Source organism: Sphingobium rhizovicinum (assembly GCF_042647625.1).
GTDB classification, from domain to species: domain Bacteria; phylum Pseudomonadota; class Alphaproteobacteria; order Sphingomonadales; family Sphingomonadaceae; genus Sphingobium; species Sphingobium rhizovicinum.
This window is the reverse complement of the sequence record NZ_JBHRVU010000004.1, coordinates 465,627-480,325: the sequence shown is the minus strand read 5'-3', so window position 1 is coordinate 480,325 and position 14,699 is coordinate 465,627. Positions and strand designations below refer to the sequence as shown.

The window sequence follows — 14,699 nt, the reverse complement described above, 5'->3', positions numbered from 1 at the left end:
GCAACGAATCCGTTAAGATCGCGGTTAATTTCTTTGGGAACCGCGCTTTTCTTGGCTGCTCTCTTGTCGCAGTCACCGCATCGGCCAGCCCCCGCGCAGCGCTGCGGCTCTGTTTGCGCCTATTACGGCGACTCGGCCGCCTTTTTGAGACCAGCCAGTTGCTCGCCCAACACCTGATCGACCAGCGGCGCCATCTTGTCCGCCCCCATGCGCAGATAGCCGCCCACGACATAGGTCATGGTGACGCGCGCGCCCTTCCCCGCGGATGCGATGGCGAAGTCCAGCGTGCCGGCGACCCCTTCCGTCTGCAACGGCCCGAAGGCGCCGGAAAAGCGCAGCCGCTGCCCGGGAACGGCGTAGATCACGCGCGCATGCTCGATGCTGCCCGGCGCGCCCCCCTTGGACGGGATCGTCTCGCAGAAACAGCCGCCCGCCCGCGCATCCACGGTCATATTGGCCGAATCGCCGCTATAGGTGTGCGCATCATTCCACCAGTCGCCTGGCGTCGTCAGCAGGGCATAGATGCGCGCCGGATCGGCCGCGATCTCGACGCTGCTTTCGGTCGCAAAACCCACCGTGCTGCTGCCGGTAACAGCAGCATGGGCCGGCGCAGCCATCGCCGCACCAGCCCATGCCAGTAACCCGAAAATACGCATAGCCGCCTCCCCTGTCATAGGGGACGCAGTCTAGCTCAGGCCGCGCCGGCGTCCAATATGCCGGCGATGGCGACGGTCACGTCGTTCATGTCGGCCATGCCGTCCACCCGCGACACGATGCCGCGCGCTTCGTAGATCGGCAGGATCGGCGCGGTCTTGGCGCGATATTCGGCCATGCGGGTGCGCACGGTTTCCTCATTATCGTCCGGACGGCGCTTGAACTCATGCCCTTGGCACTTGTCGCACTCGCCCTCGACCTTGGGCTGCTTGAAGCTGTCATGATAGCCCGCGCCACAGCTGGCGCAAGTGAAGCGGCCGGTGATGCGCTCGACCAGCGCGTCCTCGTCCACTTCCAGTTCGATCACATGATCCAGCGTGCGATTGCGATCCGACAGGATGGTGTCGAGCGAATGGGCCTGCGCCTCCGTCCGCGGATAACCGTCGAAGATCACGCCGGTATCGGCCGCCAGCGCGTCGAGCGCTTCGCCGATAATGCCCGACACCACCTCGTCAGGCACCAGCGCGCCCGATTCCATCAGCGCCTTGGCCTGAAGTCCCACAGGCGTTCCCGCCTTCACCGCCGCGCGCAGCATGTCGCCGGTCGAAAGCTGCACCATGCCACGATCGTCAACCAGCCGAGTCGCCTGAGTGCCCTTGCCGCCCCCGGAGGGCCAAGCAGAATGATATTCATTGCGCGCATTCTCCCCTGTTCGTGCGCTGATTAAAGGATCGAAACGCCCCTCAGCGCAGTCGACCCTTGAGCTTCGCCTTCTTGATCAGATCGCCATATTGATGGGCGAGCAGATGACTCTGGATCTGGGTCACGGTGTCCACCGTAACATTGACGACGATCAACAGGCTAGTCCCACCAAGGTAGAAGGGAATGCCCGCCCGTGCGATCGCAAATTCCGGCACCAGACAGATGAAGGCCAGATAGGCCGCGCCGATGACGGTGATGCGCGTCAGCACATAATCCAGATAATTTTCGGTGTTCTTGCCGGGGCGGATGCCCGGAATGAAGCCGCCATTGCGCTTGAGGTTATCGGCCGTTTCTTCCGGGTTGAACACGACAGCGGTGTAGAAGAAGCAGAAGAAGACGATGCCCAGGCCATAGAGCAGCATGTAGACGGGGCTGCCATGCGACAGATACTGGTTCAGCGTCAGGACGAAGTCGCCCCACTTGCTTTCCCCCGCCACCGTCTGGCCGGCGAACTGCGAAATGGTCAGCGGCATCAGCAGCAACGAGCTGGCGAAGATCGGCGGGATGACGCCAGCGGTGTTGACCTTGAGCGGCAGATGGCTGCGATCCGCCTGCATCAGGCCCTGGCGCGTCTGGCGCTTGGGATATTGGATCAGCACCCTGCGCTGCGCCCGCTCCATGAAGCAGATCAGCGCGATCAGGCCGAACGCCAGCACGATGATCAGCATGATCAGCAGGCCGGAGATCGACCCTTCGCTGCCCGACTTGAACAGGTTGCTCAGCGTCACCGGCAGCTGGGCGACGATGCCCGCCATGATGATGAGCGACGTGCCGTTGCCGATCCCGCGCGAGGTGATCTGTTCACCCAGCCACATCAGGAACATGGTGCCGCCGATCAGCGAGACGACGGCGGTCAGGCGGAACAGCAGGCCCGGCTCGATCACCGCCTGCACGCCCGACTGGGCGCCAAAGCCTTCCAGGCCGACAGCGATGAAATAGCCCTGCACCGCGGTCAGGCCGACGGTGCCGTAACGGGTATATTGATTGAGCTTCTTGCGGCCGCTTTCGCCTTCCTTCTTGATCGCCGCCAGCTGGGGCGAGAGGGAAGCGCCAAGCTGCACCACGATCGACGCGGTGATATAGGGCATGACGCCCAGCGCGATCAGGCTCATGCGCGACAGCGACCCACCCGAAAAGGTGTTAAAGATGTCGAGGATGCCGCCATTGGTCTGGCTGTACAGCTGCGACAGGGCGGTCGGATCGACGCCGGGCAGCGGCACGAAGCTGAGGAAACGGAAGACGATCAGAGCGCCCAGCGTGAACCACAGGCGCTTCTTGAGGTCGGTCGCCTGGCTGAACTTCGCGAGGCTGAGATTGGATGCGAGCTGGTCGGCTCTCGATGCCATGGTGGCTGCCCTTCAAATCACTCTTGCCCGACTGCAATACGGGCCGGAATCGGCTATCCCCTTAACGGGGCTGTGGGGCGCTGTCGAACCGGGAATTATCGCTTTCGCGACAAACGGCGTCCCCCGATGCACATGACCCCGCCAACCCATATCGGGCAGCGGGGTCATGCATGCAAGTCTCAGGCGATAAATCAGCCCTGCTTGGCAGCCTTCTTGGCGGCAAGGGCGGTGCCCTTCTTCGCCTTGGCCTTTTCAGCAGCGGGGACGACGGCGATCACGTCGACCTTGCCACCGGCCTTTTCCACGGCTTCAACGGCGCTCTTCGACGCACCGGCCACCAGGAAGCTGACCTTCGCGGTCAGTTCGCCCTTGGCGAGCAGACGGACGCCGTCCTTGCCGCCGCGGGTCAGGTTGGCGGCGTTCAGAGCGGCCTGGTCGAGAACAGCGCTCACGTCCAGCTTGCCGGCGTCGATCGCCTTCTGCACTTCGCCCAGGTTCACGATCGCGTAATCCTTGGCGAAGATGTTGTTGAAGCCGCGCTTCGGGATGCGCATGTGGAGCGGCATCTGGCCACCCTCGAAGCCGTTGATGCTGACGCCCGAACGCGCCTTGGCGCCCTTCTGGCCGCGACCGGCGGTCTTGCCCTTGCCCGAGCCGATACCACGGCCGACGCGCATCCGGCCCTTGCGGGCGCCGGCATTGTCATGAAGTTCGTTAAGCTTGGTCATATTCCTGCACTCGCTTTCGCTTTTGTCGCGCGCGGCATGATTGCCGGAAGGCAATCATGCCGAAGTCCCAGCGAAGGCTGGGACCGCTGGCAGTCGGATGCGCCCCTACGGATTGCTTCCGACCAGATAAAACCGGGGGTCTCCTCGAAAGGACTCGCCATCCGGCATGAGATCCCAGCCTCGACTGGGATTTTCAGAAGCGCGCCCTTAGCGCGCCTCTGAAAAAAACGAAAGAGGGGTTTCCCCCTCTTTCGCTCTCTATCGATGGATCGAAAGGCTTCAGCCTTCGACCACGGCCACCATGTGGGGCAGCTTGGCGATGGCGCCGCGGACTTCCGCCGTGTCTTCCAGCTCCACCACGCGGTTCATCTTGCCAAGGCCCAGGCCGATCAGAATCTTCTTCTGGGCTTCGGGGCGACGGATCGGCGAACCGATCTGCTTGATCTTGATCTTCGCCATGTCAGTTACTCCGCAATCGCTTCGGCATCAGCCTGCGCGACTTCGGCCGAGGCGCCGCCGCGACGCAGAAGGTCAGCGACCTTCTTGCCACGACGCTGCGCCACCGACTTCGGGCTGGTCTGTTCGCCCAGAGCCGCGAAGGTCGCACGGATCATGTTGTAGGGGTTCGACGTGCCATTCGACTTCGTCACGACGTCAGCGACGCCGAGGCTTTCGAACACGGCGCGCATCGGACCACCGGCGATGATGCCCGTACCGGCCGGAGCCGAACGAACCGTCACCTTGCCAGCGCCGAAATGGCCCAGGCCGTCATGATGCAGGGTGCGGCCTTCCTTCAGCGGAACGCGGACCATCGCCTTCTTGGCGGCGGCGGTCGCCTTGCTGATGGCTTCAGGCACTTCGCGCGCCTTGCCATGGCCGAAGCCCGCACGGCCCTTGCCGTCGCCGACGACGACCAGAGCCGCGAAACCGAAGCGCTTACCGCCCTTGACGGTCTTCGAGACGCGGTTGATGTGAACCAGCTTCTCGATCAGCTCTTCGCCCTGCTCCTCGTCGCGGTTGCCGCCACGACGGTCGTCGCGACGGCCACGGCCGCCACGCTCGCCACGGTTGCGATCGCCACCGCCGCGGTTGCCACGGCCACGGCCGGGACCACGACCTTCGGTCGGTGCGCCTTCGCCACCCTCGACGGGTGCGACGACTTCGTTGGTGTTTTCGTCAGCCATGATCAGAACTCCAGCCCGGCTTCACGGGCCGCATCGGCCAGCGCCTTGACGCGGCCATGGAACAGGAAGCCACCACGGTCGAACACGACCTTGGTGACGCCGGCGGCGGTCGCCGCAACGGCAACGCGCTTGCCGACATCGGCAGCGGCTTCGGAGGAAGCGCCGGTCTTGCCCAGAGCCTTCGAACCGACTTCCTTGTCCAGGGTCGAAGCGGCGGCGACGGTCTTGCCGGCGGCGTCATCGATGACCTGGGCGTAGATGTGACGGCCCGAACGGTGGATGCTGAGGCGGGGCTTATTGCCCGACACAGCCTTGAGCGCGGTGCGAACGCGGCGACGACGCCGCGCGAAGAGGGAAAGCTTTGCCATCTTACTTCTTCTTCCCTTCCTTGCGGAAGATGAACTCGCCGGCGTACTTGATACCCTTGCCCTTATAGGGTTCGGGCTTGCGCCAGCGGCGAATTTCAGCCGCTACCTGGCCGACCTTCTGCTTGTCGATGCCGCTGATCTCGACCGTGGTGTTGTCCGGGGTCTTGATCTCGATGCCTTCGGGCACGTCGAAGTCGACGTCGTGCGAATAGCCAAGCTTCAGGTTCAGAACCTTGCCCTTGGCGTCCGCACGATAACCGACGCCGGTAATCAGCAGCTTCTTGGTGTAGCCTTCGGTCACACCGGTAATCAGGTTGGCGACCAGCGTGCGCTGCATGCCCCAGAACGCGCGAGCGCGCTTGGTGTCATTGGCAGGCTTCACCGCGATCACACCGTCTTCGATGCTGTAGGTGACTTCGTTGGCCAGCGGGATCGACAGGGTGCCCTTGGGCCCCTTCACCGACAGCTGACCGTCGGCGATGGCGGCGGTCACGCCCGCAGGGACGGCGACCGGCTTCTTACCAGTACGGCTCATCAGAACACCTCCGCCAGCACTTCGCCGCCGACATTCTGTTCACGCGCTTCGGCGTCGGACAGAACGCCGCGGGGCGTCGAGACAATGGTGATGCCCAGGCCGTTGCGGATCACCGGAAGTTCCTTGGAACCCGAATAGACGCGGCGGCCAGGCTTGGACACGCGGGCGACATGCTTGATCGCGGGCTGTCCTTCGAAATATTTCAGCTCGATGCGCAGGCCGGGGTGCTGGCCAAGCAGCTCTTCGGAATAGCCACGAATGTAGCCTTCACGCTGCAACACGTCGAGCACGCGGGCGCGCAGCTTGGAAGCGGGGGACACAACGCTGTCCTTCTTCGCCTGCTGCCCGTTGCGGATGCGGGTGAGCATATCACCCAGGGGATCGGTCAATGCCATCTCAAATGATCCTTACCAGCTCGACTTGGTGACGCCGGGGATCAGGCCCTTGTTGGCCAGATCACGCAGCTGCACGCGGCAGAGACGGAATTTGCGGTAATAAGCGCGGGGACGCCCCGTCAGTTCGCAGCGGTTCCGAACGCGGGTCGGGTTGCCGTTGCGGGGGATCTCCGCCATCTTCAGACGCGCGATCAGACGATCGCTGTCGTCGGCCGCGGTATCATTCGCGATCGCCTTGAGCTTCGCATAGCGGCCGGCATATTTCTTCACCAGCTTCTTGCGGCGCTCGTTCTTGTTGATCGAACTCAGTTTCGCCATGACTTAAGTTCTCTTCCTTAGCTTAAGCGTTTGGGAGAGAAGCGGGACCGATTAGGCCGCCTGCTTCTCTTCGAGCGGGAAGGGGAAGCCGAAGAGGCGCAGCAGTTCGCGCGCTTCATCGTCCGTCTTCGCCGTGGTGGTCACGATGATGTCCATGCCACGCACCTTGTCGATCTTGTCATAGCTGATTTCCGGGAAGATCAGCTGTTCTTTGATGCCAAAGGCGTAGTTGCCACGACCATCGAAGCTCTTGGGGTTCAGACCACGAAAGTCGCGAACGCGCGGCAGAGCGATGTTGATCAGGCGGTCCAGGAATTCATACATGCGCTCGCGGCGCAGCGTGACCTTGGCGCCGATCGGCATGCCTTCACGCAGCTTGAACTGCGCGATCGACTTGCGAGCCTTGGTGATGACCGGCTTCTGACCGGCGATCAGCTCCATTTCCTCGGCGGCCTGCGTGACCTTCTTCTTGTCCTGGGTCGCTTCGCCCACGCCCATGTTGAGCGTGATCTTTTCGATCTTGGGGACTTCCATGACGTTCTTGTAACCGAACTTCTCGGTCATCGCCTTGGCGATTTCGGCGTCATAGATCGCCTTCGAGCGCGGGATATACTTCTCGCTCATTACAGCACCTCACCGGACTTGACGGCGACACGGACCTTCTTGCCGTCGCGGTCCTCAAAACGGACGCGGGTCGGCTTGCCATCCTTGTCGGCGACAGCGACGTTCGAAATGTGCAGCGGCGCAGGCTTGCGATCGATGCCACCCTGCGGGTTGGCCTGATCGGGCTTGCGGTGACGCGCATGCACGTTGATGCCTTCAACGAGGACGCGGTCCTCCTTGGGCAGAACCTGGAGGACGGCGCCGGTGCGGCCCTTGTCCTTGCCAGCCAGGACGACGACCTTGTCGCCCTTCTTGATCTTGGCAGCGCTCATTACAGCACCTCGGGAGCGAGCGAGATGATCTTCATGTGCTTCTTGGCGCGCAGTTCGCGAACGACGGGGCCAAAGATACGGGTGCCGATCGGCTCCTCGTTCTTGTTGATGAGCACAGCGGCATTGCCGTCGAAGCGAATCACGCTGCCGTCAGCGCGACGCACGTCCTTGGCGGTGCGCACGATGACGGCGCGATGCACGTCACCCTTCTTCACCTTGCCACGAGGCGCAGCTTCCTTGATCGAGACGACGATGATGTCGCCTACGCTCGCGAAGCGACGCTTCGATCCGCCCAGCACCTTGATGCACTGGACGCGCTTGGCGCCGCTGTTGTCAGCGACGTCAAGATTGGATTGCATCTGGATCATGGATCCGGTTCCTTCTTATTTGGCCTACCGGGACAATTCCCGGCGGTTCCGAATTCAAGTGCATAGAGACTCTTGTCGAGCCTTTGACTCTACGCGAAGCGCGGGCCTGTACCCTTTCCGAAAGGAAAAGGCCAGCCCCGCGCCGCATTTTTATATCAAAGGCTCAGGGAGCCTCCCTCAGGCCGCCGTTTCCGGCGACTTGTGGGTGTCCACGCGCTCGATGACCTTCCAGGTCTTGAGCTTGGAAATCGGAGCGGTCTCTTCGATGCGGACCGTTTCGCCTTCCTTGTAGACGTTACCCTCATCATGGGCATGATACTTCTTCGACAGACGAATGATCTTGCCGTAGAGCGCATGCTTAACCTTGCGCTCCACCCGAACCACAACCGTCTTGTCGGTCTTGTCGGAAACCACCGTTCCCGTCAGCACGCGCTTGGGCATCGTGTGTTTCCTTCTTACTTCGCAGCCGAGCGCGAACGCTCGGACTGAAGGGTCTTGATCTGCGCGATCGACCGGCGGACTTCACGCACGCGGCTGGGCTTTTCCAACTGGTTGGTGGCCGCCTGGAAACGCAGGTTGAACTGCTCGCGCTTCAGGTTGTTGAGTTCGGTCGACAGTTCGTCGTCCGTCTTGGTCTTGAGGTCTGCGACGTTCGCCACGGCTTAACCCTCCAGGTGCGAGGTATCGCCGAGGCGGGCGATGACCTTCGTCTTGATGGGCAGCTTCATCGCGGCGCGCGAGAAGGCCTCTGCTGCGAGCGGACCGGGCACGCCGTCCAGTTCGAACAGGATGCGGCCCGGCTTGACGCGAGCAGCCCAATATTCGACCGAACCCTTACCCTTACCCTGACGGACTTCGGCAGGCTTCTTGGAAACCGGAACGTCGGGGAACACGCGGATCCACAGACGGCCCTGACGGCGAAGGTGACGCTGGATCGCGCGGCGGGCCGCTTCGATCTGGCGTGCGGTGACGCGCTCGGGTTCCAGGGCCTTGAGGCCGTAGGCGCCGAAATTCAAAGCCGAACCGCCCTTGGCGTCGCCCTTGATCCGGCCCTTGAAGGCCTTGCGGAACTTCATTTTCTTCGGTTGCAGCATGACGCTATACCTACCTTATTCTCAGCGCGCCGGGCGCACGCCGGAGGTCTGAGCCTCCAGCATCAGCCGGTCGGTGGCCATCGGATCGTGGCCAAGGATTTCGCCCTTGAAGATCCAGACCTTGATGCCGCACACGCCATAGGCGGTGTGCGCGGTGGCTTCGGCATAGTCGACGTTCGCACGCAGCGTGTGCAGCGGAACGCGGCCTTCGCGATACCATTCCACGCGCGCGATTTCCGCGCCGCCCAGACGGCCGCCACAGGTGATCTTGATGCCTTCGGCGCCCAGACGGAGAGCCGACTGCACCGCACGCTTCATGGCGCGACGGAAAGCAACGCGGCGTTCCAGCTGATCGGCGATGCCCTGCGCAACGAGCTTGGAGTCGATTTCCGGCTTACGGATTTCGACGATGTTCAGGCTGACGTCCGAAGAGGTCAGGCTGCCCAGCTTCTTGCGCAGCTTTTCAATGTCCGCACCCTTCTTGCCGATGATGACACCGGGACGGGCAGCGTAGATCGACACGCGGCACAGCTTGGCCGGACGCTCGATCACGACCTTGGAGATCGCGGCCTGCGGCAGGTTCTTCATGATGAACTGGCGGATCTTCAGATCCTCCAGCAGCAGACGGCCATAGTCGGCGCCTTCGGCGAACCAGCGGCTGTCCCAGGTGCGGTTGATCTGCAGACGCAGACCGATCGGATTGCTCTTGTGACCCATAGTCTTACGCCTCCGCTTCTTCAGCTGCTTCGCGAACGACGATGCGCACGCGGCTGAAGGGCTTCAGGATCCGGGTCGACTTGCCGCGGCCGCGAGCGTGGAAGCGCTTCAGGGTGAAGCTCTTGCCCACCGATGCTTCCGCGACGACCAGTGCGTCGACGTCCAGATTGTGGTTGTTTTCCGCATTGGCGATGGCCGAAGCCAGCACCTTGCGCACGTCGACAGCCATCGCCTTCTTCGAGAAGGCGAGGATGTTCAGCGCGTCCTCGACCTTGCGGCCGCGGATCAGCGTGGCGACCAGGTTCAGCTTCTGGGCCGAACCACGGATCTGCGTGCCGACGGCGAGCGCTTCATTGTCGGCGACGCGACGGGGAGCCTTTTCCTTGCTCATTAGCGCTTGCCCTTCTTGTCGGCAGCGTGGCCGGGGAAGTAGCGGGTCGGGGCGAATTCGCCCAGCTTGTGACCCACCATTTCCTCGTTCACGACAACCGGAACATGCTTGCGGCCGTTATAGACGTTGAACGTCAGGCCAACGAACTGCGGCAGGATGGTGGAGCGGCGCGACCAGGTCTTGATCGGGCCACCACGGCCACCGGCGTCCTGCGCCGTTTCCGCCTTCTTCAGAAGGCTGAGGTCCACGAACGGACCTTTCCAGACGGAACGAGCCATCTCGCTTACCTCTTCTTCTTCGCGTGGCGGCTACGGATGATGAACTTGTCCGTCGCCTTGTTGTGGCGGGTGCGTGCACCCTTGGTCGGCTTGCCCCAGGGCGTGACCGGATGACGGCCGCCCGAGGTCCGGCCTTCACCACCACCGTGCGGGTGGTCGACCGGGTTCTTGGCAACACCGCGCGTCAGCGGGCGGATACCGTTCCAACGGTTGCGGCCTGCCTTGGCAAGGTTGGTGTTGGCATTGTCCGGGTTCGACACGGCGCCAACGGTGCCCATGCAGTCCGAACGGATGTAGCGCTGCTCGCCCGAAGACAGGCGGACCATCACCATGCCACGATCGCGACCGACCAGCTGGGCATAGGTGCCCGCCGAACGGCAGAGCTGACCGCCCTTGCCGGGCTTCATCTCGATATTGTGGATGATGGTGCCGACCGGCATCTGGCCGAGTTCCATCGCGTTGCCCGGCTTCACGTCGGTCTTCTTGCCCGCGACGACCTTGTCGCCGGGAGCCAGACGCTGCGGTGCCAGGATATAAGCCTGGGTGCCGTCGGGATAATTGACCAGCGCGATGAAGGCGGTGCGGTTGGGGTCATATTCCAGACGCTCGACCGTACCTTCAACGTCCCACAGACGACGCTTGAAGTCGATGATGCGGTAACGCTGCTTGTGACCGCCACCGATACCGCGCGAGGTCACATGACCCTTGTTGTTACGGCCGCCGGTCTTGCGCTTGCCTTCGGTCAGCGCCTTGACGGGCTTGCCCTTGTGCAGGCTCGACTTGTCGACGAGGATCAGGCCGCGCTGGGCGGGGCTCGTCGGGTTATAGTGCTTAAGTGCCATCTATCCCGCCTCAGATACCGGTGGTGATGTCAATCGACTGGCCTTCGGCCAGCGTGACAATCGCCTTCTTGACGTCCGAACGCTTGTAGGGCTTGCCCTTCCAGCGCTTGACCTTGCCCTTCTGCACCAGCGTGTTGACCGCCTTGACGGTCACGCCGAACAGCGCTTCGACGGCAGCCTTGATTTCAGGCTTGGATGCGTCGTTGGCGACCTTGAAGACCACCGCGTTGTTTTCGGAGAGAAGGGTCGACTTCTCGGTGATGACCGGCGCGACAACGACGTCGAAATGACGGTTGTCCACGGTCGCGGCTTCTTTCTTAGCCATTGAAACGGGCCTCCAGCTTTTCGACCGCGGCGCGGGTCAGCACCAGCGAGTCGGCCTTCAGGATGTCGTAGACGTTGGCGCCGACGGCCGGCAGCAGGTTCACGCCGATGATGTTGGCCGAAGCCTTCGCGAAGCTGACGTTCACGGCATCGCCGTCGATGAACAGCGCCTTGGTCAGGTTCAGCTTGGCGAGGTGCGCGACCAGATTCTTGGTCTTGCCTTCCGCCACGTCAAAGCTGTCCAGAACGATCAGCGAACCGTCCTTTGCCTTCGACGACAGAGCCATTTTCAGCCCCAGAGCGCGAACCTTCTTGTTCAGGTCGTGACCGAAATCACGGGCGCGGGCGCCGTGCGCCTTACCACCGCCGATGAACACGGGCGCCTTGCGGTCGCCGTGACGGGCAGTACCGCCGCCTTTTTGACGACCGAACTTCTTGCCGGTGCGGGCAACGTCCGAACGCTCGCGGGTGGCGCGGGCCGGAGCGCGACGCTTTTCCAGCTGCCAGGTGACGACGCGGTGCAGAATGTCGGTGCGGGGCTCGACGCCGAACACGGCATCGTTCAGCTCCAGCTCACCGGCTGCTGCGGCGTCGAGGGTCTGTACATTGACCTTCATGACTTAGCCCTCCTGGCCTTCGGTCGCTTCGGGAGCGGCTGCTTCAGCAGGCGTCTCGGCAGCGTTGTTGCTGTTCGCGGCAGCCTTCAGGCTGGCGGGATACGGAACGTCGGCGGGACGCTTCACCTTCACGGCGTCGCTCACGGTCAGCCAGGTACCCTTGGCGCCCGGAACCGAACCCTTGACGAACAGCAGGCCACGCTCGACGTCCGTGCGGACGATTTCGAGGTTCTGCTGCGTGCGCTCGCGGTCGCCCATGTGACCGGCCATCTTCTTGTTCTTGAAGACGCGACCCGGATCCTGGCGGTTACCCGTCGAACCATGTGCACGGTGGCTGATCGACACGCCGTGGGTGGCGCGCATACCGCCGAAGCCCCAGCGCTTCATGGCGCCGGCGAAACCCTTACCCTGGGTGTGGCCAGCGACGTCGACCAGCTGGCCGGCGATGAAATGATCGGCCGCGATTTCGGCGCCGACTTCGAGGAGCGCGTCCTCGGCGACACGGAATTCCACCAGACGCGCCTTCGGCTCCACTTCCGCCTTGGCGAAGTGACCGCGCTGCGGCTTGGCGACATTCTTGACCTTCGCGACGCCCGCACCCAACTGAACCGCGACATAACCGTCACGCTCAACTTCCTTGCGAGCTACGACCTGATTGCCCTCAAGGGCAAGAACCGTAACGGGAATATGACGTCCGTCCTCCTGGAACAGACGGGTCATCCCGACTTTCTTAGCGATCACGCCTGTGCGCATCACTTGTTACTCCCATAGAGGCCCGCCTTAGCAGCGGGCGTATCCAACGAAAAAACCGCTCAGCATCTCTGCTTCGCGGCCCAACCCTTGCTTATAGATCACCCCGTCCGGGTTGGATGCCGATCCCGCCAGGGAAAGGCGACGGGGGACCAGGACCACGCGCCTGCCCGGTTCACCGGGGAAGGCCGTGCGGTATCCCTTGTGTCGTTTGAGCTTCCGCCCCTTTCAAGAAGAGGTTCGGAATGCCCGATACCCTGCCCTCCTTGCGGGGAGCAGGGACTTGCCGGCTCAGGCCAGCTTGATCTCGACGTTCACGCCGGCAGCCAGGTCCAGCTTCATCAGCGCGTCGACCGTCTGCGGCGTCGGCTGCACAATGTCAAGCATGCGCTTGTAGGTGCGGACTTCAAACTGCTCGCGCGACTTCTTGTCGATGTGCGGACCACGGTTGACCGTGAACTTTTCGATGCGCGTCGGAAGAGGAATCGGACCGCGAATGAGAGCGCCAGTGCGGCGGGCGGTGTCGGCGATGTCGCCGGTCGCCTGATCGAGCACGCGATGATCGAACGCCTTGAGGCGAATGCGGATGTTGCTGTCCATTGTTCCTGTACCGATGCGAAAGAGCCAAAAACGCGGAGCATTTTCAAAAATCAGCCGGAGCAGCCGATGACTTGTGAAAATGCGCCAACAAAAAAATATCCGCCCCGTAAACTGCCCTTCTAGCTCGTTCGAGCCGGAGAAAGGCGATCCGGGGCGGCTAAATTCCTCAGCGGCGCGAATCAGGCGATTCGCGCCGCTGCGGTCCTATATTACTTCGAGATCGTGCCGACAACCCCTGCGCCGACGGTACGACCGCCTTCACGGATGGCGAAGCGCAGACCCGGATCCATGGCGATCGGCGCGATCAGCTTGATGCCGAGCTTCACGTTGTCGCCAGGCATGACCATTTCGGTGCCTTCAGGCAGGATCACTTCGCCGGTCACGTCGGTGGTGCGGAAGTAGAACTGCGGACGATAGTTCGCGAAGAACGGGGTGTGGCGGCCGCCTTCTTCCTTCGACAGCACGTACACTTCGGCGTCGAATTCGGTGTGCGGGGTGATGGTGCCGGGCTTGGCCAGAACCTGACCACGCTCAACTTCTTCACGCTTCGTGCCGCGCACCAGGGCGCCGATGTTGTCGCCCGCACGACCTTCGTCGAGCAGCTTGCGGAACATTTCCACGCCGGTGACGGTGGTCTTGGCGGTGTTCTTCAGGCCGACGATTTCGACTTCTTCACCAACCTTGATGATGCCGGTTTCGACGCGGCCGGTCACAACCGTACCACGACCCGAGATCGAGAACACGTCTTCGATCGGCATCAGGAACGCCTTGTCAACCGGACGCTCCGGCTGCGGGATGAAGCTGTCGACAGCCTGCATCAGCTTCAGAACGGCGTCGTGGCCGATTTCAGGGGTCTTGTCCTGAAGGGCAGCGGCAGCCGAACCGGCGATGACGGGGATGTTGTCGCCGTCGAAGTCGTACGAGCTGAGCAGCTCGCGGATTTCCAGCTCGACCAGTTCGAGGATTTCGGCGTCGTCGACCAGGTCGACCTTGTTCATGAACACGACGAGCTGCGGCACGCCGACCTGACGGGCGAGCAGGATGTGCTCGCGGGTCTGGGGCATCGGGCCGTCGGTGGCCGAAACGACGAGGATCGCGCCGTCCATCTGGGCCGCACCGGTGATCATGTTCTTCACATAGTCAGCGTGACCCGGGCAGTCGACGTGCGCATAGTGACGGGCTTCGGTTTCATATTCGACGTGGGCGGTCGAAATGGTGATGCCGCGCTCGCGCTCTTCGGGAGCCTTGTCGATGTTGGCGTAGTCAACGAAGGTTGCGCCGCCGGTTTCGGCGAGCACCTTGGTGATCGCTGCGGTCAGCGAGGTCTTGCCATGGTCGACGTGACCGATGGTGCCGATGTTGCAGTGCGGCTTGTTCCGCTCAAACTTAGCCTTAGCCATTTTATCCTACCTTCTAATCAAATCAGCTTTGGTCTGACCGCTCGGCCGCGCCTCGCGAAGGCGCGTCCATAGCAGCAAATTCACAGATTACCA

General features: G+C 62.5%; 24 protein-coding genes and 1 pseudogene. All 25 read right to left on the bottom strand.

The features are described from left to right. Window positions 1–122: 122 nt before the first annotated feature. The 25 genes and pseudogenes from ACFOKF_RS03715 to tuf all read right to left on the bottom strand — a co-directional run bounded on the left by ACFOKF_RS03715 (window position 123) and on the right by tuf (window position 14,606). Entirely contained in the window at window positions 123–656 is a 534-nt protein-coding gene (locus ACFOKF_RS03715; protein WP_380793252.1) for an SRPBCC family protein, read from the bottom strand. 35 nt (window positions 657–691) lie between these two features. Continuing rightward, window positions 692–1,347, bottom strand: a pseudogene (locus ACFOKF_RS03710) (adenylate kinase). Window positions 1,348–1,397: 50 nt separating this feature from the next. Continuing rightward, the gene (secY, locus tag ACFOKF_RS03705) at window positions 1,398–2,762 is read right to left on the bottom strand and encodes a preprotein translocase subunit SecY (RefSeq protein ID WP_298398896.1); all 1,365 of its coding nucleotides are present in this window, start codon (window positions 2,760–2,762) and stop codon (window positions 1,398–1,400) included. Between the two features lie 191 nt (window positions 2,763–2,953). Next, window positions 2,954–3,490, bottom strand: a complete 537-nt coding sequence (gene rplO, locus ACFOKF_RS03700) for a 50S ribosomal protein L15 (protein WP_380793250.1) — start codon at window positions 3,488–3,490, stop codon at window positions 2,954–2,956. Between the two features lie 279 nt (window positions 3,491–3,769). Then, window positions 3,770–3,949: a 50S ribosomal protein L30 gene (rpmD, locus tag ACFOKF_RS03695; protein WP_046761668.1), complete on the bottom strand. Its 180-nt coding sequence runs from the start codon at window positions 3,947–3,949 to the stop codon at window positions 3,770–3,772. A 5-nt stretch (window positions 3,950–3,954) separates the two neighbouring features. Beyond that, entirely contained in the window at window positions 3,955–4,674 is a 720-nt protein-coding gene (gene rpsE / locus ACFOKF_RS03690; RefSeq protein WP_380793248.1) for a 30S ribosomal protein S5, read from the bottom strand. 2 nt (window positions 4,675–4,676) lie between these two features. Beyond that, the gene (rplR, locus tag ACFOKF_RS03685; RefSeq protein ID WP_380793246.1) at window positions 4,677–5,042 is read right to left on the bottom strand and encodes a 50S ribosomal protein L18; all 366 of its coding nucleotides are present in this window, start codon (window positions 5,040–5,042) and stop codon (window positions 4,677–4,679) included. A 1-nt stretch (window position 5,043) separates the two neighbouring features. Next, a complete protein-coding gene (gene rplF, locus ACFOKF_RS03680; RefSeq protein WP_380793244.1) occupies window positions 5,044–5,577 on the bottom strand; it encodes a 50S ribosomal protein L6 in 534 nt (177 codons plus the stop codon). Then, window positions 5,577–5,972: a 30S ribosomal protein S8 gene (rpsH, locus tag ACFOKF_RS03675; RefSeq protein ID WP_311269169.1), complete on the bottom strand. Its 396-nt coding sequence runs from the start codon at window positions 5,970–5,972 to the stop codon at window positions 5,577–5,579. The genes rplF and rpsH overlap by 1 nt, the downstream gene beginning before the upstream one ends. Before the next feature lie 12 nt (window positions 5,973–5,984). After that, window positions 5,985–6,290 carry a 30S ribosomal protein S14 gene (gene rpsN / locus ACFOKF_RS03670; protein WP_007707881.1) on the bottom strand — a complete coding sequence of 102 codons (306 nt, stop codon included), beginning with the start codon at window positions 6,288–6,290 and terminating at the stop codon, window positions 5,985–5,987. A 51-nt stretch (window positions 6,291–6,341) separates the two neighbouring features. Next, a complete protein-coding gene (rplE, locus tag ACFOKF_RS03665) occupies window positions 6,342–6,914 on the bottom strand; it encodes a 50S ribosomal protein L5 (protein ID WP_380793241.1) in 573 nt (190 codons plus the stop codon). Then, window positions 6,914–7,225, bottom strand: coding sequence for a 50S ribosomal protein L24 (gene rplX, locus ACFOKF_RS03660; RefSeq protein WP_380793239.1), 312 nt, complete (start codon window positions 7,223–7,225; stop codon window positions 6,914–6,916). The genes rplE and rplX overlap by 1 nt, the downstream gene beginning before the upstream one ends. Next, complete coding sequence (rplN, locus tag ACFOKF_RS03655) at window positions 7,225–7,593, bottom strand: 50S ribosomal protein L14 (RefSeq protein ID WP_007686569.1); 369 nt, start codon at window positions 7,591–7,593, stop codon at window positions 7,225–7,227. The genes rplX and rplN overlap by 1 nt, the downstream gene beginning before the upstream one ends. 177 nt (window positions 7,594–7,770) lie before the next feature. Beyond that, complete coding sequence (rpsQ, locus tag ACFOKF_RS03650) at window positions 7,771–8,034, bottom strand: 30S ribosomal protein S17 (RefSeq protein WP_009820639.1); 264 nt, start codon at window positions 8,032–8,034, stop codon at window positions 7,771–7,773. 14 nt (window positions 8,035–8,048) lie between these two features. Next, window positions 8,049–8,252, bottom strand: coding sequence for a 50S ribosomal protein L29 (gene rpmC, locus ACFOKF_RS03645; protein ID WP_013847759.1), 204 nt, complete (start codon window positions 8,250–8,252; stop codon window positions 8,049–8,051). A 3-nt stretch (window positions 8,253–8,255) separates the two neighbouring features. Next, window positions 8,256–8,687 (bottom strand): 50S ribosomal protein L16, encoded by a 432-nt coding sequence (gene rplP / locus ACFOKF_RS03640; protein ID WP_380793236.1) that lies wholly within the window; start codon window positions 8,685–8,687, stop codon window positions 8,256–8,258. 21 nt (window positions 8,688–8,708) lie between these two features. Next, window positions 8,709–9,404, bottom strand: coding sequence for a 30S ribosomal protein S3 (gene rpsC, locus ACFOKF_RS03635; protein WP_380793234.1), 696 nt, complete (start codon window positions 9,402–9,404; stop codon window positions 8,709–8,711). A 4-nt stretch (window positions 9,405–9,408) separates the two neighbouring features. Next, window positions 9,409–9,795: a 50S ribosomal protein L22 gene (rplV, locus tag ACFOKF_RS03630; protein ID WP_013847761.1), complete on the bottom strand. Its 387-nt coding sequence runs from the start codon at window positions 9,793–9,795 to the stop codon at window positions 9,409–9,411. After that, on the bottom strand, window positions 9,795–10,073 hold the full coding sequence (rpsS, locus tag ACFOKF_RS03625) for a 30S ribosomal protein S19 (RefSeq protein ID WP_380793231.1): 279 nt from the start codon (window positions 10,071–10,073) through the stop codon (window positions 9,795–9,797). The genes rplV and rpsS overlap by 1 nt, the downstream gene beginning before the upstream one ends. 5 nt (window positions 10,074–10,078) lie before the next feature. Beyond that, window positions 10,079–10,915: a 50S ribosomal protein L2 gene (gene rplB, locus ACFOKF_RS03620; RefSeq protein ID WP_179043899.1), complete on the bottom strand. Its 837-nt coding sequence runs from the start codon at window positions 10,913–10,915 to the stop codon at window positions 10,079–10,081. Between the two features lie 10 nt (window positions 10,916–10,925). Then, on the bottom strand, window positions 10,926–11,240 hold the full coding sequence (locus ACFOKF_RS03615; RefSeq protein WP_179043898.1) for a 50S ribosomal protein L23: 315 nt from the start codon (window positions 11,238–11,240) through the stop codon (window positions 10,926–10,928). Continuing rightward, on the bottom strand, window positions 11,233–11,856 hold the full coding sequence (gene rplD, locus ACFOKF_RS03610; RefSeq protein WP_380793229.1) for a 50S ribosomal protein L4: 624 nt from the start codon (window positions 11,854–11,856) through the stop codon (window positions 11,233–11,235). The genes ACFOKF_RS03615 and rplD overlap by 8 nt, the downstream gene beginning before the upstream one ends. A 3-nt stretch (window positions 11,857–11,859) precedes the next feature. Beyond that, on the bottom strand, window positions 11,860–12,609 hold the full coding sequence (gene rplC, locus ACFOKF_RS03605) for a 50S ribosomal protein L3 (protein ID WP_380797633.1): 750 nt from the start codon (window positions 12,607–12,609) through the stop codon (window positions 11,860–11,862). A gap of 288 nt (window positions 12,610–12,897) precedes the next feature. Then, the gene (rpsJ, locus tag ACFOKF_RS03600) at window positions 12,898–13,206 is read right to left on the bottom strand and encodes a 30S ribosomal protein S10 (RefSeq protein WP_007686587.1); all 309 of its coding nucleotides are present in this window, start codon (window positions 13,204–13,206) and stop codon (window positions 12,898–12,900) included. 209 nt (window positions 13,207–13,415) lie between these two features. Then, on the bottom strand, window positions 13,416–14,606 hold the full coding sequence (tuf, locus tag ACFOKF_RS03595) for an elongation factor Tu (protein ID WP_380793227.1): 1,191 nt from the start codon (window positions 14,604–14,606) through the stop codon (window positions 13,416–13,418). Between the last annotated feature and the right edge of the window lie 93 nt (window positions 14,607–14,699).

What these genes read in the sequence shown, in the direction of transcription:
- ACFOKF_RS03715 (WP_380793252.1), bottom strand. Translation starts at nt 656, where the DNA reads ATGCGTATTTTCGGGTTACTGGCATGGGCTGGTGCGGCGATGGCTGCG.
- secY (WP_298398896.1), bottom strand. Translation starts at nt 2,762, where the DNA reads ATGGCATCGAGAGCCGACCAGCTCGCATCCAATCTCAGCCTCGCGAAG.
- rplO (WP_380793250.1), bottom strand. Translation starts at nt 3,490, where the DNA reads ATGACCAAGCTTAACGAACTTCATGACAATGCCGGCGCCCGCAAGGGC.
- rpmD (WP_046761668.1), bottom strand. Translation starts at nt 3,949, where the DNA reads ATGGCGAAGATCAAGATCAAGCAGATCGGTTCGCCGATCCGTCGCCCC.
- rpsE (WP_380793248.1), bottom strand. Translation starts at nt 4,674, where the DNA reads ATGGCTGACGAAAACACCAACGAAGTCGTCGCACCCGTCGAGGGTGGC.
- rplR (WP_380793246.1), bottom strand. Translation starts at nt 5,042, where the DNA reads ATGGCAAAGCTTTCCCTCTTCGCGCGGCGTCGTCGCCGCGTTCGCACC.
- rplF (WP_380793244.1), bottom strand. Translation starts at nt 5,577, where the DNA reads ATGAGCCGTACTGGTAAGAAGCCGGTCGCCGTCCCTGCGGGCGTGACC.
- rpsH (WP_311269169.1), bottom strand. Translation starts at nt 5,972, where the DNA reads ATGGCATTGACCGATCCCCTGGGTGATATGCTCACCCGCATCCGCAAC.
- rpsN (WP_007707881.1), bottom strand. Translation starts at nt 6,290, where the DNA reads ATGGCGAAACTGAGTTCGATCAACAAGAACGAGCGCCGCAAGAAGCTG.
- rplE (WP_380793241.1), bottom strand. Translation starts at nt 6,914, where the DNA reads ATGAGCGAGAAGTATATCCCGCGCTCGAAGGCGATCTATGACGCCGAA.
- rplX (WP_380793239.1), bottom strand. Translation starts at nt 7,225, where the DNA reads ATGAGCGCTGCCAAGATCAAGAAGGGCGACAAGGTCGTCGTCCTGGCT.
- rplN (WP_007686569.1), bottom strand. Translation starts at nt 7,593, where the DNA reads ATGATCCAGATGCAATCCAATCTTGACGTCGCTGACAACAGCGGCGCC.
- rpsQ (WP_009820639.1), bottom strand. Translation starts at nt 8,034, where the DNA reads ATGCCCAAGCGCGTGCTGACGGGAACGGTGGTTTCCGACAAGACCGAC.
- rplP (WP_380793236.1), bottom strand. Translation starts at nt 8,687, where the DNA reads ATGCTGCAACCGAAGAAAATGAAGTTCCGCAAGGCCTTCAAGGGCCGG.
- rpsC (WP_380793234.1), bottom strand. Translation starts at nt 9,404, where the DNA reads ATGGGTCACAAGAGCAATCCGATCGGTCTGCGTCTGCAGATCAACCGC.
- rplV (WP_013847761.1), bottom strand. Translation starts at nt 9,795, where the DNA reads ATGAGCAAGGAAAAGGCTCCCCGTCGCGTCGCCGACAATGAAGCGCTC.
- rpsS (WP_380793231.1), bottom strand. Translation starts at nt 10,073, where the DNA reads ATGGCTCGTTCCGTCTGGAAAGGTCCGTTCGTGGACCTCAGCCTTCTG.
- rplB (WP_179043899.1), bottom strand. Translation starts at nt 10,915, where the DNA reads ATGGCACTTAAGCACTATAACCCGACGAGCCCCGCCCAGCGCGGCCTG.
- ACFOKF_RS03615 (WP_179043898.1), bottom strand. Translation starts at nt 11,240, where the DNA reads ATGGCTAAGAAAGAAGCCGCGACCGTGGACAACCGTCATTTCGACGTC.
- rplD (WP_380793229.1), bottom strand. Translation starts at nt 11,856, where the DNA reads ATGAAGGTCAATGTACAGACCCTCGACGCCGCAGCAGCCGGTGAGCTG.
- rplC (WP_380797633.1), bottom strand. Translation starts at nt 12,609, where the DNA reads ATGCGCACAGGCGTGATCGCTAAGAAAGTCGGGATGACCCGTCTGTTC.
- rpsJ (WP_007686587.1), bottom strand. Translation starts at nt 13,206, where the DNA reads ATGGACAGCAACATCCGCATTCGCCTCAAGGCGTTCGATCATCGCGTG.
- tuf (WP_380793227.1), bottom strand. Translation starts at nt 14,606, where the DNA reads ATGGCTAAGGCTAAGTTTGAGCGGAACAAGCCGCACTGCAACATCGGC.